The organism is Bradyrhizobium sp. HKCCYLS2038 (genome assembly GCF_051167655.1).
Lineage (GTDB): Bacteria > Pseudomonadota > Alphaproteobacteria > Rhizobiales > Xanthobacteraceae > Bradyrhizobium.
This window is the reverse complement of record NZ_JBNPTM010000001.1, coordinates 1,331,784-1,350,772: the sequence shown is the minus strand read 5'-3', so window position 1 is coordinate 1,350,772 and position 18,989 is coordinate 1,331,784. Positions and strand designations below refer to the sequence as shown.

At 67.9% G+C, this 18,989-nt stretch carries 1 protein-coding gene; it reads right to left on the bottom strand.

Translation table 11 applies throughout. The features are described from left to right. Nucleotides 1-19 precede the first annotated feature (19 nt). The gene (locus tag ACQR1I_RS05840) at nt 20-18,988 is read right to left on the bottom strand and encodes a non-ribosomal peptide synthase/polyketide synthase (RefSeq protein ID WP_434867574.1); all 18,969 of its coding nucleotides are present in this window, start codon (nt 18,986-18,988) and stop codon (nt 20-22) included. Nucleotide 18,989 lies beyond the last annotated feature (1 nt).

Sequence of the window (18,989 nt, the reverse complement as noted above, 5' to 3'; positions counted from 1 at the left end):
CGACCTTTCAGGCGCGATCTCAGCCGCGCTTCGCCTCGACGGCCCGCGCCCCTGCGGCGGATGATTCGCTCCTCGCCTTCTGCCGTTCACGCAGCAGCGCCTTGGCCTCGGGCGACATCGCCTGCAGCCGGACCAGTGCCTGTGCGATCTGCTGCGTCAGCCCGGGCCGCTCCTCCAGCGACGTGATGGCCATCGCGAGCTGTTCGACCGTCGGCCCTGCGAACAGCGTCCGCATCGGCAGCTTGACCTTGAAGGCCTGCCGCAATGTGGCGAGCAGCGACGCGGCCTGCAGCGACTGGCCACCGAGATCGAAGAAGTTATCGGTCACGCCGACGAGCGGCAGACCGAGCGCGTCCTGCCAGATCGCGGCGATCGCCTGCTCGATCGGGGTGCGCGGCGCCACGCGCGCCCGATCCGGCGTCTCGTCAGCCTCGGGCGCCGGCAGGCTTCGGCGGTCGACCTTGCCGTTGGGCGTCAGCGGCAGAGCATCGAGCACCACATAGGCCGACGGCAGCATGTAGCCCGGCAATAGCGCATTCAGCGCTTCCTGCATGGTCTGACGGAGGCTTGCATCCGCCATGCCGCTCGGCACCACGTAGGCGACCAGTCGCTGATGGCCGGCATGATCAGCCTTCACCACAACGGCGTCGGCAATGGCCGGCAAGGCGCGGAGCGCCGCCTCGATCTCGCCGAGCTCGACGCGGAAGCCGCGGATCTTGATCTGCTGGTCGAGACGGCCGAGGAACGCAAAGCCAGCAGCGGTGCTGCGCACTTCATCACCGGTGCGATAGGCGCGTGCGCCCGGCGCTCCGAAAGCATCTGGCACGAAGCGCTCTGCCGTCAGTCCGGGCTGCCCGCGATAGCCGCGCGCCAATCCATCTCCGGCAATCAACAGTTCGCCTGGCACGAAGGCCGGCGCCAGCTCCAGCGCAGCGTCCGCGACGTAGACCGCTGTAGCCGCAATCGGACGGCCGAGCACCGCAGTGTCCGCCGCCGTATTCACCGCACCGGCCAGCGACCAGATCGTCGTCTCGGTGGGACCATACAGATTCCAAAGCCCGCGACTGCGCGCCAGCAACTCGGCGGCCAGATCGGCCGGCAAGGCCTCGCCGCCCGACCATACCGCAAGGTCCGGCGCGCCGGCCCATCCCGCGGCAATCAGCATCCGCCACGTCGCCGGCGTCGCCTGCATCACCGTTGCGCGCTCACTTGTGATGAGGTTGGCAAGCTCCTCCGCGTCCGCGGCCTGATCCGCGCTCGCAATGACGAGCCGCGCTCCGACAATCAGTGGCAGCAGTAATTCGAGGGCGGCGATGTCGAAGGACAACGTCGTGACCGCGAGCAGCGTATCCTCGCGGGACAATCCAGGCGTCGCGGCAAAGCTTCTGATGACGTTGCCGAGAGCGCCATGGGTGACCTGCACCCCCTTGGGCCGGCCAGTCGAGCCGGAGGTGAAGATGACATAGGCCAGATTGCCGGACTGGACGGCCGCGCCCGGCAACACGACATCGCCGGCTTCAGCGACGAGATCGTCGAGCGCCAGCAGCGACCGCCCGGACGTATCGGCGTCGGCCAGTTCGGCCGCAAGCGTGCGTCCGGTGAGCACCGCGCGCGGCGCGCTTTCCGCCAGCATCAGCTCGAGGCGCGCGCGTGGAAAACGCGGGTCGAGCGGGACGTAGGCCGCGCCCGATCCAAGGACGCCGAGCAGCGCAACGACCATGTCGACGGACCGGTCGAGACAGATCCCGACGAGATCCTCCGGACCGAAACCGCGCCGGATCAAGGCCGCCGTCACACGTCCGGCCCGGGCCATCAGCTGGCGATAGGTCAGCACGTCGTCGCCGCAGACGATGGCCGTGCGATCCGGGTCCCGTCCCGCCATCGCCGCGATCTGATCGTGCACGGAGGTCCAGCTGTCGCCGTCGGCGATTTTGCCGGAACCCAGGACCAAGGCATCGCGCTCGGGCGGCGGGAAACTATCGACGGCCTCAAGCGGCCGCAGCGGGTTCTCGATGGTCGCCAGCAACGTGCTGCGGCCATGCGCCAGAACACGCACCACGCCTTCGCGCGAAAACCGCTTCGCATCGTAGACGAGCCGCACGTGCAGGCCATCGCCGGGCATGACGAAGCAGGTCAGCGGGTAATGCGTGCGCTCGACGGCGGCAAGGTCGCGAACGGTGAAATCGGCGAGCGGCGCGACGGCATCGCCGAGCGGATAGTTCTGAAACACCAGGATGCTGTCAAACAGAGGCGTGCGTCGCGGCAGATCGGCGAGCTGCTGGACATCGACCAGACGGCTGTGCTCGTGCTCGGCCAGCATAGCGCGGGCGGCATCGGACCGTGCGGCGAGCTGCAGCAGAGGGCATCCGGCCGGCACGTCTACACGCAACGGCAAGGTGTTGATGAAAAGGCCGACAGTCGTCTCGATGCCGCTCACCGGTGCCGACCGCCCCGCGAGCGTCACGCCGAAGACGACGTCGCGCCGGCCGCTGAAGCGCGCGACGAGATGAGCCCACCACGCCTGGATGACAGCGGCCAGCGTCACATTGGCTCCGCGCGCCAAGGCGGAGAGCGCCGTCGTGTCAGCCTGCGAGAGCCCGAATTCAATCTCGCCGTGCGTCTCCCCTGCGGACGCCGCAAGCTCCGGGTCCGCCGCAGCCGGCAGCTGCATGGTGCTCGGAGTCTCCAGGCCCTGCAACAACTCGCGCCAATGCGCGCGGGCCGCGCTATCGTCGCGGCGAGACAGCCAGACCAGATAGTCCGAATAGGCCGCCGATGACGCAACGGGCGCAGGCGCTCCCTCGGTCAACGCGCGATAGTGAGCGATGACGTCGCCGAGCACGAGCGGCAATGACCAGCCGTCGAGCAGCAGATGATGATGCGACCACAACAGGTGCCAGCTGCGCTCCGCGATCTGGACGACGGTGACTCGCATCAGTGGCGGACGATCGAGCTGGAAGCCGCGCGCCCGATCGTGGCGCAGCATCTGCCGCCAACGCGTGTCGGCATCGCCGTCTCGCCAATCGAGCCAGCTGACCGGGCAGCGCAGCCCCTGATGCATGATGGAATAGCTGCGGCCGTCGCGCGCACTGCGATGAAACGACGCGCGCAACGCGTCGTGACGCGCGAGCGTGCGGTCCCACGCGGCTTCGAACGCGCACCGGTCGATACGACCGTCGATCGCGGCGGTGATCTGCTGCACATAGACACCGGGCTGGTCGTCATCCAGCGCGTGAAACAGCAAGCCGTCCTGCAGCGGCGACGGCGGTAGAATGGTTTGCGTATCGGGATGCTCAGCGAGCAGCGCATCCAGCTCGTCGTCCGGGAGTTGCAGCAGCGGAAAGTCCGACGGAGCAGCGGCAGCGGCCGGATCGGACGCCATCAGCTGCTTCAAGCTGAGCATCATGTCCTCGGCGCGCCGCTCGACTGCGGCCCGCGGAATCATCCCGCCCGGGAAGATCCAATCGATGATCAACTCGCCATCGCTCACGCGCGCGATCAGTTCGAGCAGATAGTGCCGCTCGCCGTGCGGATCATGGTCATGACCGCACGACTCCGGCGCCGGCTGGATACCGACGGCGGACGCAAGGTCCATCGTCCCGGCGTCGACATGGCCGAGGAAATTGAACGCGATGTCACGCCGCGGCAGCGCCGCCAGCTGGGCCCTGACATGCGGGTCGGGAGACAAATGGAGCAAGGCACCAAAATCCGCGCCGTTCGCACTCAGCGGACGAAGGCAGCGCTTGACCGATCGCAGCAGATCGCCGCCACGCGATCCGGCGGCACGCTGCAGGCAGACAGGGTACAGCGCGGTGAACCAGCCAACGGTGCGCGACAAATCCAGACCGGATCGTTCCGTGCCCGCGATCTCCTCGCGGCCATGGCCTTCCAGATCGAGCCACAGCGACGACGCCGCGTCATCCGGCGACAAGACATCGAGGAAGGCAGCCAGGAGCATTTCCTCCGGCCGGCTTCGCAGCAGAGCCGGTGCCGCACGAAGCAACGTCGACGTATCCGTCGCAGTCAGCTTCACCCGCACCCTGTCCGCGTCCTTGACGAGATTGCCGGCATGCCTTGACGGGACGAGACCGCCCTCGGCCAACCGCTCGATCGCGGACGCATCTTGTTGTCCAACCAACGCGAGCCACGGTGCAGTGTCAGCAGAACGCGCTCGTGCATCAAGGCTCGAAACCCATTCCGAATAGGAGCTCGACGCCGGCGGCAATAGGATGGGATCGCCGAGCATCACCTGCCGCAGAGCGGTCGCGAGATCCTCGAGCAGGATCCGCCATGACACGGCGTCGACGACGAGGTGGTGCAGCACCAGCAGCAGCCGGCCCGGCTCGTTGTCCCGCGTGAAATGGACCGCCCGGCCGACAGGACCGACGTCCAGATCCAAACCGGCCTGAGCCAATTCGGCACGCGAGGTGAGCTCGTTCTGCCAGTCACCAACCGCCGAGAGATCGACGGCTTCGAACGCGATGCCGGTCGCAACGTCCGCGGACTCATAGCGCTGCTGCCATCCTGCCTCTGCGCGACGGAAGCGCAGGCGTGTCGCGTCGTGGTTCGCGGCGACGGCGCGAACAGTGCGCTCCGCCTGCTCAGCGGTCAGCGCCGCCGGGACCGTGAGCAGGACCGACTGGTTCCAATGCGACACCCGACCGGCGGCGAGTCCGGCCGCGGCGATCGCATCGAGACGCGCCAGGAAGTCGCGCTGGATCGCCGCGAGCGGGACGACGCCGGCTACGGCGCGCGGCGGCGCTTCCGCCGATATGTCCGCGTTGAGCGGCACGAGCTGCGGTGCGAGCCGTGCAATCGTCGGCTGCTCGAGGATGCGCCGCGGTGACAGCCGCCAGCCGGCGCTTCGTAGCCGTGACACGATCTGCAGCGCGACGATCGAGTCGCCGCCAAGCTCGTAGAAATCATCGCTGATGCCGACTAGAGGCGATCGGAGCACATCGGCAAAGATATCGGTCAGAAGTCGCTCGACGTCGGTGTGCGGCGGAACATGGCTGCGCGCCGGACGGATCGCGGCGACATCGGTGCTCGCAACGGCCAGAGCCATGCGGTCGATCTTGCCGCTCGCGGTCTGCGGCAAGGCATCGTGGTGCACGAAGCTGACCGGAATGAGCGCGCGTGGCAGCCGGTCGGCGAGATGATTGCGCAGATCGTCGGCGGCAGCGGCCGCGCCGACGATATGGGCCACTAGCCGTTGCCGCGCACCGTCGTCGATCAGCAGCGTCACTGCCTCGCGCACCGCCGCGTGCGAGCGCAGCGCCGCGTCGATCTCGCCGAGTTCGACCCGTTGGCCGTGGAGCTTGACCTGATCATCGGCACGGCCACGAAACTCGAGGGCCAGCGCGGGATCACCTTCTGTCACATTCACCCAGCGCGCGCGATCTCCGGTCGCGTAGAGCCGCGCCCCGGCCTCGCCCGTGAGCGCGTCGGGGATGAAGCTCGCCGCGGTCCAGCCGGGACGCCCGGCATAGCCGCGGGCCAATCCCACGCCGCCGAGATGTAGTTCACCGTCGGTCCCTGCCGGGACGAGCCAACGAGCAACACCGTCGAGCACGAACGCCACCCCGCCGTCGACCGGCTGGCCTATGGCAACAAGCTCATGCTCGGCGCGGACGACCCAAGAGGTCGCATCGATGGTGGCCTCCGCGGGTCCATAGAGATTGACGAGCTCAAGACCCGGGTGGATCGTCAGCGCACGTCTTGCAAGATCGCGCGACAACGACTCGCCACCGACGAACAGACGGCGCAGGGTGTCGCAGCGGCTCCACTCCGGGACATCGAGCAGCGCACGCAGGAGCGTCGGCACGAGTTGCAGGACAGTGATGCGCTCATCGCGGATCACCCGCACGAGATGGTCCGCATCACGATGCGATCCATCCGGCACCAGCACCAGCGACGCGCCTTCGACCAATGGCGCCCAGAATTCCCAGACCGAGGCGTCGAACCCGACCGGGGTCTTCTGCAGCACACGATCACCAGGACCGAGTGGAAACGCGCGGCGCATCCAGGCCATGTGGTTCGCGATGGCGCGATGCGTGATCTGTACGCATTTCGGCCGGCCCGTCGAACCGGAGGTCGAGATGATGTAGGCCAGATTGCCCGGCAGAACGGCAACCGCCGGCCCGGTCGACGGCTGCGCCGCGAGCAGATCTGCTCGCAATGGAATGATATCGACATCCGCCGGCCACGCGCATCCAGCAATCGTGTCATCGACGATGATCGCTCGCGCGCCTGCATCCGCGAGCACCTCTGCGCTCCGCGCACGCGGCTGCTCGGCTTCGAGCAGCAGATAGGCCGCCCCGGCGCGCAGGACCGCCAGCAAAGCCACTACACGATCGCAGGACGATCCCGTGCACACCGCGACGACGGCATCCGGCCGGATGCCGCGCGCGAGCAGCAGATGCGCGAGCTGGTTGGCGCGCCGGTCGAGCTCGGCGAATGTGAGCGATTGATCGCCGGCGACCACTGCCACCGCATCGGGCGTACGCGCCATCTGGTGGCCCACGAGCTCGGGCAGACAGGCCGGGACCGACGCCTGGGGAGCGCGGCCGGCGGCGATCAACGCATCTGCTTGATCAGCGTCGAGGACACCGGTCGCACCGACATCCTCATCGGTATGATGTGCGAGATGCTTCAGCACACGGCTATAGATGCCGGCGTAGCTGGCGCCCTGCGCCTCGGTGATGACGTTGATGTCGAGATCGAGGCTGCCCGCGAGCGCTCGGGCTTCCACCGTGAGGCCGAAATTCACTGCGAGCGTAAAGCCGGTTTCTTCGAACCCGCGCGCACCCAGCACCCGAAACGCATCGTGCATCCGCAGCGCCTGTTCGAAGACGTGGAAATGCACGAAGTTGAAATCGGTCTCGAACAGCGCCTGCCCGGCCAGGCGCTGGATTTCCGCCAGCGGGAAGCGACGGTGGCTGGCGATCCGCTTCTCCACCTCGTGCACTTGCGCCACGAGCGCGCGCCAATCGCCGCCATCGACACGGAGCCGGAACGGCAACGTTCCGAGGAAGAGGCCGAGCACGCGCTCGCCATCCTGCCGCTCCGGCCGCCCGTTGGTCACCAATCCCGTAACGACGTCGCTCTCGCCGCAAATGACGCTGAGGGCACGCACATGCGCCGCAAGCAGAACGGTGCGAAGCGGCACCGCGCACTCACCGGCCAGTTGCTCGAGCCGCATGGACGTTTCAGCCGCGATCGGAATCGCAAACGAGCGCACACGCCGTTGCGGCGCGGCGTCATGGGGACGTGGCAGCCTCGGCAGCAGCGTCGGGCGGGCGCCCTCGACATAGTCCGACCAGAAGCGCCGCTCGTCCGCGTCGGTGAGCATCTCACGCTCGTTCGCGATGTAGTCGCGGAAGGTTGCGGTCGGGGGCGGCGGGAGCGGTGCAACGGGGTATCCGAGCCGCTCCGCATACGCTGCAAACAGCTCGGTGAGCAGCGTCGCGACACTCCAGCCATCGAGAATGGCGTGATGGAAGCTGAGGCTGAACTGGAACATGGACGCCGAACGACGGTGGACCTGCACGCGCAGCAGCGGAGCCTGCGCGTGCTCGAACGCATGCGCGGTCTCGGCGCGCCCCCAGGTCTCGATGTGCAGATCCTGCCCCGCTGCGCTCAATGCCGTGAGGTCATCGACGGCCAGCGGAATTGTCGCCTTGCGATGAACGAGCTGAAGCGGCTCAGGTCCGAGCCCGATCCGTATGCTCGATCGCAGAATGTCGTGCCGCGCGACGACGACAGCCAAAGCGTCCTTCAGGGCGTCGTGATCCCACGGCGCCTGCAGATGATAGCTCATCACGTCGTGATAGGTGGTCGCGGTGTCAGCATCGAGCGTCTCCAGCAGCATGCCCTGCTGCAGGCGCGTCAGCGGATAGGCCGCCTCTACCTCGCCATCCAGTGCGCCGGCGACCTCCGGTGCCACGAGCTCGAACGGGCCGATGGGCCGCTCGGCGGACCCTGCTGTCGAGCCCGCGGCGAGATGCGCGGCAAGCGCCGCCACGGAGGGATGGCTGAAGAGATCGCCGAATTCGAGCGCGACACCCGCCGCACGCGCATGCGCCAGCACGCGGATGCTGCGGATGGAGTCGCCGCCGAGCGCAAAGAAATTGTCGTGCACGCCGACTCGATCGAGCTCAAGGCCGGCGGCAAAGGCAGCGGCGAGAACGCGCTCGATGTCGTTGCTCGGCCCCGCGAACGCCGTCGCGTGCGCGCCTTGTGCACTCTCGGGCGACGGAAGGGCGCGGCGGTCGATCTTGCCGTTGACGGTCAGGGGCAGTTGGTCGAGCAGCACGAACAGTGACGGGATCATGTAGTCGGGCAGCCTGCGGGCGAGCTGCTCGCGCAGCCGCTCGACCGAGACCGATCCGCGCGGGACGACGTAGGCGACGAGACGCTGCTGCCCCGACTGTGCCGCGGCAAATGCCTGCACCGTCGTCATGGCCACGGACGGACTATCGAGCAGCGCCGCTTCGATCTCCCCGAGTTCGATGCGGAAGCCGCGCACCTTCACCTGCTGATCGATACGGCCGAGATATTCGACATCGGCCGGACTCTGCCGCACGAGATCGCCGCTGCGGTACAGACGCTGGCCGCCTGCCCCCGGCAGGAACCGCTCCGCCGTCAGCGCGGCACGATGCAGATAGCCGCGCGCAACGCCGGCCCCTCCAACGAAGAGCTCGCCGACCACGCCTTGCGGCAAGGGCAAGCCGAACGGATCGAGCACCGTCAGCGACAGATCAGCCAGCGCATCGCCGATGACACTGCCGGAGGCAGCCGCTATATCGGCTTGTCGGATGCACCGCTCCGTCACGTGCACGGTCGTTTCAGTGATCCCGTACATGTTGGTCAGGACCGGCCGCGTCTCGCCCCGCCGCGCGATCCAGTCGCGCAGCTCTTCGAGCTGAAGCGCCTCGCCGCCGAAGATGACATGACGCAGCGCCAGCGGCGCCGACTGGTCACCGTGCTGCCGCGCCGCATCGACCGCGGCGAGTTGCCGGAATGCGGAGGGCGTTTGGTTCAGGATCGTCACGCGCTCGCGCTGGAGCAGCTCATGCATCCGCTCCGGCGAGCGGCTGACGTCGTGGGGCACGACGACGAGGCGTCCGCCATGCAGCAGCGCGCCCCAGAGCTCCCAGACCGAGAAATCGAACGCCACCGAGTGAAACAACGTCCAGACGTCGTCGGCGCTCGGCGCGAAACTTTTTTGCGTCACGTCGAACAGGCGGATCACGTTGGCGTGCGTGACCACGCAGCCCTTGGGCCGGCCGGTCGAGCCGGAGGTGTAGATCACGTAGGCCGCATTCGCCGGCGAGATGACCGCTGGCGGAGCGATCGCCGGATGCCGCGCAATCGACGCCGCGTCACGATCGAGGACGACGACCGATGCCGTGCCGCGCACCGCCGGATCGAGCGCATCGAGCAGCGCGAACTCGGTGACGATCAGTTTCAGACCAGCGTCAGCGACGGTGCTGCCGATGCGCTCGACCGGAGCGCGGGGATCGATCGGCACATAGGCGGCGCCGGCCTGCAGAATGCCGAGGATCCCGACGACAACGTCCACGGTCCGCTCGAGATACAGGCCGACCAGCGACTCCGGACCGGCCCCTGTCTCCTGAAGGTGATGAGCAAGTCGCCCGGCGCGGGCGCTGAGCTCGCGATAGGTCAGCCCGCCGTCGCCACAGCTGACGGCGATCCGGTCCGGATAGGCCGCCGCGGCCCTGCCAAAGCGCTGCGGCAGTGTGTCCTCCCGACCAAACACCGCCACCCGCAGCGGCAAGTGCTGCGGCGGTGGCACGAGGCTCCAGCCATCGACCGTTTCGACCGCGCCGCTGGACAAGGTTTCGAGAAGATATTGCAGCGATGGGAGCATCACCTCCATGGCGTCGTCGTCGATGCGACGGCGATCAAACAGGGCGCGCACATGCAGCTGCCGGCCGGGCACGACTGACAACGACAACGGATAATGCGTTCGCTCGACGCCCCGCGTTGCGATCACCTCGATGTCGCGGAAGCCCTGCGCCAGGGCCTCATCAACGGGATAGTTGTCGAAAGCGATCAATGTTTCGAACAGCGGCACGCCCTGCTCGACGCCGCTTTGACGCTGAATGTCGACCAGCCGGCAATGATCGAACTCGCGCAGCGCAAGCTGCTGCTGTTGCAGCGCGTGCAGCCAGTCGACGACGGGCACGCCGCTCGGGATCCGTACGCGCTGCGGCAGCGTATTGATGAACAGGCCGATCATGCGATCGGCGCCTTCCAGCTCAACGGGGCGGCCGGCCATGGTGACGCCGAACACGACGTCGTCGCTGTGCGCGTAGCTCGACAGCAGACGGGCCCACGCGCCGGTCAGAACCGAGTTGACCGTCAGGCGATGCTTGCGCGCAAAAGCTTCGATCCGGGCGGTGGCAGCTTCCGACAAGGACAATGCCGCCTCGCCTGCGGCCTCAAACTCGTCCGCGATCGTGTCGGCGGGCGCGGCTGGCAGCGAAAGACGGGGCGGCGTGGTGAAATCGGCAAGGGCCGCGCGCCAAAAAGCGTCGGCCCGGCTGCGGTCCTGCTGCTGCAGCCATGCGATGTAGTCGCGATAAGGACGCCTCGCGGCGGGCTCAGCGGCAATACCTTGCCGACGCGCCTCGTAGCTGTCCAGCACCTCGCGCAGCACGAGGCCGATGCACCAGCCGTCGAGCAGGACGTGATGATGCGTCCATAGGAAGTGCCAGTGCCGGTCGTCACGTCGCACCAGAGTTACACGCATCAGCGGCGCGCGATCGAGCGCCATCCCGCGGCGCCGATCCTCCCGCAGCAGCTCGGCGAGACGCAACTCCTGCGCGGATGCATCGATGTCGCGCCAATCCTGCACGGCGATCTCGATCTCCGCGGTCGGCAGCACCACGACATGCGGCTCGGCGAGACCTTCCCAGACGAATCGGCCGCGGAAGATCGCATGCCGCCGCACGAGATCGCGCCATGCCAGCTCAAAGGCGCCGATGTCGAGGTCGCCGCGCAGTTCGCCGTGCAGCTGCTGCAGATAGAGGTCGCTGTTGGGAGCAGCCAAGGCATGGAAGAACAGGCCTTGCTGCATCGGCGACAGCGCATGCAGGTCTTCGATCGCTCCGCACGCCTGCTCCAACCGCGCGAGTGCATCGCTGGTGATGCGGCTCAGCGGGAAGTCCGACGGGGTATGCGCGCCTGCCCCGGGCTGAAGGCAGTGGTCGATCAGCGCTCGCAGGTGTCGCTCGAAGCCGTCGGCGAGTCGCACGATGGTGTCACGGTCATGCAGGGCATCCGAGAACTGGAACGACGTCACCAGCTCGCCACGACGGACCATCGCGACGATGTCGAGCACATGGCTGCGCAACTCGTCGCCGTGCTGGCCCTGCCCGGACGGCAGGTCGGTGAGCCTGAGCAGGGCGCCATCGTCATGGGCCTGATCGAACTGGCCGAGATAGTTGAACGTGACTTTCGGCTGCGGCACCCGCGCCAACCGGTGCTGCAGATCACGGTCCTCGGAATACGCGACCATCAGACCGAAGGGCGTGCCGTTCGACGGGATCTGTCGTAGTTGCTCCTTGACCGCGCACAGCGTGGCGCCCACACCACCGGCGGAGGGCAGATCAAGACTGACGGGATAGACGCTGGTGAACCAGCCGAGCGTGCGCGACAGATCGAGGTCGAGCCCTGGAAGCGCCTCGCGTCCGTGGCTTTCGAGATCGAGCAGGACCCGCGGAACGCCGGTCCACTCCGCCAGCGCGGCGGCGCAGGCAGCGACCAGCGGCTCCTGGGCGCGGGTGTTGTATGCCTTCGGAACCTTGCGCAGCAGCGCCGCGGTCGTCTCAGCATCGAGCACGATGTCGACGCTGTTCAGACTGGCCGCGATGTTGGCGCTGGCCGCATCGGGACGATCGATCGGAATCGGCGGCGGCTCGGCATCGGCGAGCGCTAGCCAATAATCGACCGGCAGCGTGGCCGTCGCCGCGTAGCCGGCAAGGCGTCGCGCCCAGGTGGCGAACGAGACGCTCCTGCCGAGCGGTTCGGGCGGGCGGCCCTCGAGCTGCTCCTTCAGCCGCTGCTGCACGCCATCGGTGAGAATGCGCCACGACACGCCGTCGATCACAAGGTGATGCGCGACCAGCAGCAGATGCGACGGCTCGCCCGCGGAGCGGGACGGGAAAATCACGGCGCGGGCGAGCGGGCCACCGGCAAGATCCAGTCCGGCCTGCGCCTGCTCGGCGAACGGTGCAATCCACTGCAGCATCGCATCACGCGTCGGCGGCGTATCCGTCGGCGAGGCGGCAACGACGCAGGGCAGAGGCTCCGTAGTCGCGCTCGCGTCGAGCAACCGCTGCGTCGGACCATCAGCATCCTCGTAGCGCAGCCGCAGCGCGTCATGCTCGACCGCGACAGCATGCAAGGCCTGCTGCAGCATGTCGGGCGTCACACGCGGATCGACCTCGAGCACGACCGACTGATTCCATCGGTCGCGATGACGGAGGCCGCGCGCGAAGAACCAGCGCTGGATCGGCGTCAGCGGCACGTCGCCGGGGGCGGCCTCTGCGGACTCCATGCCTGCCGCCACGGCGACCGCCGCAAGCTCGCGCACCGTCGGATGTTCGAACAGGTTGCGCGGCGAAATGCGCAGGCCCGCGGCGAGCGCTCCCGACACGATCTGCAGGCTGAGAATCGAGTCGCCGCCAAGCGCGAAGAAGTTGTCGTCGATGCCGACATGCTTCAGCCCAAGCACCTTGGCCAACAGCCGGCACAGCAGATCCTGCTGCGGCGTGTGCGGAGCTTCCGGCGAGGCGGGCGCCAGGTCCGGGGCCGGCAGCGCCCGCCGGTCAAGCTTTCCGCTCGTGGACAAAGGGAGCCGATCGAGCACCACGATCGCGGCCGGAACCATGTAGTCCGGCAGCGTTCGGCCTAGCTGCGCCCGCAGCCGCGCCGGGTCGATGGTCTCGCCGGCGCGCGGGACCGCGTAGCCGACGAGGCGCTGATGCCCCGCGACATCCTGGCGCGCGATCACAGCGGCCTGCGCCACCGAGGGACACGCGGCCAGCGCGGCCTCGATCTCGCCGGGCTCGATCCGGTAGCCTCGAATCTTCAGCTGCTCATCGGCGCGCCCGGCAAATTCCAGCAATCCGTCAGCACGCCGGCGCGCAAGATCGCCTGTCCGGTACATGCGGCTGCCGGGAGGGCCAAAGGGATTGGCGACGAACCGCTCGGCTGTCAGCCCCGCACTCCCCCGATAGCCGCGGGCGAGACCGAGACCGGCGATGTGGAGTTCACCTGCCTCACCGGTCGCCACGGGATCGAGGCCGAAGTCCTTCGCGGTGTCGAGCACATGCAGGACGTAGTTCGGCATCGGCCGGCCAATCGGAACGTCGGCACCGACCTGCTCGCCTTCGACCGTGAAGGCGGCGGCATCGATGGTTGCCTCCGTCGGGCCATAGAGATTCGTGAGCCGCGTGACGGCGATGCGCTCGGAAAGCTGACGCACGAAGCCGGTGGTCAACGCTTCGCCGCCCAAGGCGAGATGCTGCAGTCGCAATCCGTTGGGCGCGCCGGCGAGCACGGAGCCAAGGAAGGAGGGCACGCAACTCATGAAGGTGACGCGATCGCAGACCATCTGCTGCCAGAAGGCGGCGGGCTGCTCCCTCGTCGCGTTGCTGACGATGATGGCGGCGCCACCGCCGACCAGCGGCAGCAAAGTCTGCTCGATCGCCGCGTCGAAGGCGCTGGAGATGACGAGCACCGAACGGAAGTCCGCTCCCACGCCGAAGTCATCGCGCAGCGCGACGAGCTTGTTGGCGAGCCCGGCGTGCGTGATCACGACGCCCTTCGGCGTCCCCGTCGAACCGGACGTGTAGATGACGTAGGCGGCGTTCTGCGGTTCGAGGCGCAACGCGGGCGCGGTGGCGGGGCGCTGCGCGAGCGCCGGCTGATCGGCATCGAGCAGGACAACATTGCGCGGCCCGTCCGGCCCGCACAATCGATCGCGCAAGGCTGCGTGGGTGACCAGCACCGATGCGCCGGCATCCTTCAGCATGAAGCCGATGCGGTCATCCGGATAACTCGGATCGAGCGGCAGATACACCCCGCCCGCCTTCAGGACTCCGAGCAGGCCGACCAGCAATGCCGGCGAGCGCTCGACGCAGAGACCGACCACGGTTTCGGGCCCGACGCCGAGATCGCGCAGATGATGCGCCAGCCGGTTGGCGCGGGCCTCGAGAGTGGCATAGCTGAGGCACTCGTCCCCGTCGACGACAGCGATCGCATCGGGGCTTTCAGCTGCCTGAGCGGCAAACAAGTCGGGGAACGTGACCGGCGGCAGGTCTCGCGCGGTGTCGTTCCACGCGGCATGCTCTACCGAGCGGCTGTCTTCTCGGTCCGTCAGCTCCGGGACTGCCCAATCGGCCACGCGCCGCGGATCGTGCGCCGGACTCGCCAAGGCGGCGCGCAACAGGCCTGCAACGTCGCTCAGGATGCGTGCGCTTACTTCATCGCTGAAGCGCGCGCGGTCGTAGTAGAGGCGCAATGTCAGGCCCGGGCCCGGGATGGCTGCGATGGCCAGCGGATAGTTGGTCCGTTCGAGGAAGGTCACCGGGCCGAGCGCGAGGCCGGCGGGCTGCTGCAGATTGGCGGGATCGACGGGATAGTTCTCGAACACCAGCAGCGTCTCGAACAGGCGCTCGCCAGCCCTGATCCCGCTCTCGCGCTGAATGTCGACCAGCCGTGCATGCTCATGGACACGCATCGCCGCCTGCTGGGCCTGCAGCTCGCGCAGCCACGCACCGAGCGGCGCGTCGGCGTCGAGGCGGACGCGCATCGGCAGCGTGTTGATGAACAGGCCGATCATGTGCTCGAAGCCTTCGAGCTCGGATGGCCGTCCGGACACCGTCACGCCGAACACGACGTCATCGCTATGCGAACAGGCCGCAAGCACGCGCGCCCAGCACGCCGAGACGACGGTATTCAGCGTCACATGCTGGCTGCGCGCCCACTCCTGCAGCGCGGCGGTCTCCTCGACGGCGAGCACAATATCGCGTTCGCCGGTGCCTGTTGCAGCAAGCCGGCCAGACGCTGCGCCTTGCAGCGCATCGAGCCGGTTTGGCGCCGTGAATCCATGGAGATAACCGCGCCAGAACGTGCGCGCCGCATCGGCGTCCTGCGTTGCCAGCCACGCGATGAAGTCACGATAGGGCCGGCGCTGCGGCAGCCCGGGATCGACACCACGTCGATAGGCGTCATAGGCGGCCAGCACCTCACCGACCACCAGCGTCAGGCACCAGCCATCGAGGATGAGGTGGTGATGCGTCCAGATCCAATGCCATCGGCCCGGCCCAAGGTGGACCAGGATCACCCGCATCAGCGGCGCCTGGCGGAAATCGAAGCCGCGCGCGCGATCGCGACCGAGCAGCGTGGCCAGCCGCGCCTCCTGCTCCGACGGCGCCAGCTCGCGCCAATCCTCCTGCTCAAGCACGAAGCGCACGCTGCGCGCCACGCGCTGCGCCGCGCGCTCGCCGTCACGCCAGTGGAACGAGGTTCGCAGCACCGCGTGACGGTCGATCGCCGTCTGCCAGGCCCGGGTGAAGGCGGTCACATCGAGATCGCCTTGTAGCGAGGCGTGCAGCTGCTCGACGTAGTGGCCATCCTCGGGCGCGTAGAGGCTCTGGAAGAGCAATCCCTCCTGCAGCGGCGTCAGCACGTACTCGTCTTCGATGTCACCAGCCACGGCGGACGTCGCAGGCGCAGACACCGCGGCCACGGCAACGGCACCGCGGCGCCGGTCGCGCGCGGCGGACGCCGGCTTGGCGCGCCCGGCGAGGTCGCCGACGGTCTGACACTCGATCAGGTCGCGGCGGGCGACGCTGTATCCGGCGCGACCGATGCGCGCGGCCATCTGCAGCATCATGATCGAATCGCCGCCAAGCGCAAAGAAGTTGTCGCGCAGGCCGACCCGCTCGACGCCCAGCATCTCCTGCCAGATCGCCGCGATACGCTTCTCGATCTCGGTACGCGGTGCAACGAATGTGTCGCGCGCGGTATCCTGGCCGAAATCGGGCGCGGCGAGCGCGCCGACGTCGAGCTTGCCGTTCTGGGTCAGCGGCAGCGCATCGAGCAGGACGTAGGCCGCCGGCACCATGTAGCCGGGAAGCGCGGCGGCGCAGGCCTCGCGCAGCGTGGCCGGCGAGCAGTGGTCAGGATCCGTCGCGACTCCGTAGACGACCAGCCGCGTGGTGCCGTCGTCATCACGCGGCAGCACGGCCACGTCGCGCAGGCCCGCCGCGCGCAGCACCTGCTCGATCTCGCCAAGCTCGATGCGGAAGCCCCGGATCTTGACCTGATTGTCGAGCCTGCCGAAGAACGCGAGCCCGCCGTCGCGGACCCAGCGCACGCGATCGCCGGTGCGATACAAGCGGCCCGGGCGATACGGATCCGGAATGAAGCGTTCCGCGGTCAGCCCGGGACGGCCGAGATAACCGCGGGCAACGCCGCGGCCGCCGACGAACAGCTCGCCCGGCGTCCCGATCGGGACTGGCTGCAGCTGCGGATCGAGCACGATCAGCGACAGATCGTCGATCCCCCGACCGATCACGCTGGCCGCGCCGCGCGCGGTGTCGGCAAAGCCAAGCCGGCGGTGCGTCACATGCACCGTCGTTTCGGTGATGCCGTACATGTTGGTAAGGACGGGACGTTCGTCGCCGTGCCGCGCGAACCACGCGGACAGCTTGGCCGGGTCCAGCGCCTCACCACCAAAGACGACATGGCGCAGAGCCAGATTCCGGACGTCGGCGCCCGCCGCAGCAGCGCGCTCGTCGGCGGCATCGAACTGCGCGAAGGCCGAGGGCGTCTGGTTGAGCACCGTCACCCGCTCCCGATCCACCAGTTCGCGGAATGCATCCGGAGTCCGGCTGACGGCATGGGAGACGATGACGAGACGGCCGCCATAGAGCAGCGCCCCCCAGATCTCCCACACTGAGAAATCGAACGCATAGGAGTGGAACAGCGTCCAGACATCATCGCTGTTGAAATCAAAGGTGGCTGCGGTCGCGGTGAACAGCCCAGTCGCGTTGCCGTGCGTGACCACCACGCCCTTCGGCTTTCCGGTCGACCCGCTGGTGTAGATCACATAGGCCGCATCGGATGCGGTGATCGCCACGTCGGCGAAGGTCTCGGCATCCTTATCACTGATGTCTTCGATGCGGATCACGGGGGCAGCGGGCACCGCTGCCGCCAGCCCTTCGGCGATCGACCCCGCCGCGGCATGCGTCACCACCGCGGACACGTGGCTGTCGGCCAGCATGAAGGCCAGGCGCGCGGTCGGATAGGCAGCATCGAGCGGGACGTAGGCGGCGCCAGTGCGCAGCACGCCGAGGATAGCAACGACGAGATCGATCGAGCGCTCCACCGCGAGCGCCACGCGATCGCCGCGACGGACCCCAGCGCGTTGCAGGCGTCCAGCGAGGCTGGCAGAGCGCCGCATCAGTGCAGCGTAGGTCAGCTGCTCGTCCTGCGCCGACACCGCGACGCGATCGGGATAGCGCGCAGCTGTCCGCCCAAGCCATTCGGTCAGAGTGAGTTCGAGGGATGAACTCAGTACCGGCCCACGGCGCGCGCCCAGCAGTTCGTCGAGCTCCGCTGGAGCGACGATCAGCATGGTCGTGATGCGGGCCTGCGGATCCGCAACTGCGGCGCGAATGACCTGCTCGAAGTTTCCGGCGAGGCGCCGGACGGTTGCGGCTTCGTAGAGATCGGTGGCGTATTCGATCCGCAGGTCGAGCCGGCGCGGCGTCTCCTCGCAGATCACGGTCATGTCGAACTTGGCCGTGTCGGTGAACACCGGAAGGATGTCGATCGTCAATCCCGGCAGCTCGAGCTCGCTGCGTGGCGCATTCTGCAGCGCGAACATCAGATCGCAGAACGGGCGCCGGCCCGGCCGGCGCTCCGGCTTCAAGGCGCTGACGAGCTTGTCGAACGGAAGATCCTGATTGTCCCAGGCGGCGAGCGTGGTCTGGCGCACCCGAGCGACCAGCTCCGCGAAGCTGGGGTCGCCGCTGACGTCGACGCGCAGCACCTGGGTGTTGACGAAGAAGCCGATCAGCGGCTCGATGTCGGCGTGGTTGCGGCCGGCCACCGGCGAGCCCAGGACGATCTCGTCGGCCTGCGTGTGCCGCTGCAGCACGACCTTGAACGCGGCGAGCAGCACCATGAACAGCGTCGCGCCGAGGCTGTTGGCGAGCTGGCGGGCGGCAACGAGCACGTCGAGCTCGAAACACTCCGTCGCGCCGCGCGTGCCCGGCACGGGCGGCCGCGGATAGTCGGGCAGCACTTCGGTCGCGTGGATCGGGGGCCGAAGTTGATCGCGCCAATAGCCGAGCTGACGCGGCTCCAGCGTCTCCAGCCGCTCGCGTTCCCAATCCGCGAAATCGGCATATTGGATCTCGAGCGGCGGCAGCGCTGGACGGCCCCCCGTCGCGAAGGCGCGGTAGCAGGCCGAGAATTCGCTGACGAAGATGCCCATCGACCAGCCGTCGGTGACGAGATGGTGCATGGTCACGAGCAGCACCGCGCTGCGATCGTTGAGATCGAAGATGACCGCGCGGAGCAAAGGCCCGCGGGCAAGATCGAACGGGCGATGGATCTCGAGTCGGATGGATTCCTGCAGCTCGCTTTCCGCGATCGCGCCTCCGGCACGGATCGCGACCGGCAGATGCGGATGGATGATCTGCAAGGTTTCGCCCTGCGCGACATCGAAGGTCGTGCGCAGCATCTCGTGGCGGCCGATCAGCGCGTCGAGACTGAGCTGTAATGCGCGCCGATCCAGGACGCCGCGCAGGCGGAGCGCCGCGGGCACGTGATAGGCCGGATTAGCCGGATCGAGCGACACCTGCTGCCAGAGCCGCGCCTGCGCCGAGCTGAGCGGCGCGACCTCAACGGTCATGTCGAAATTGTCGGCGACGCTGCTCATC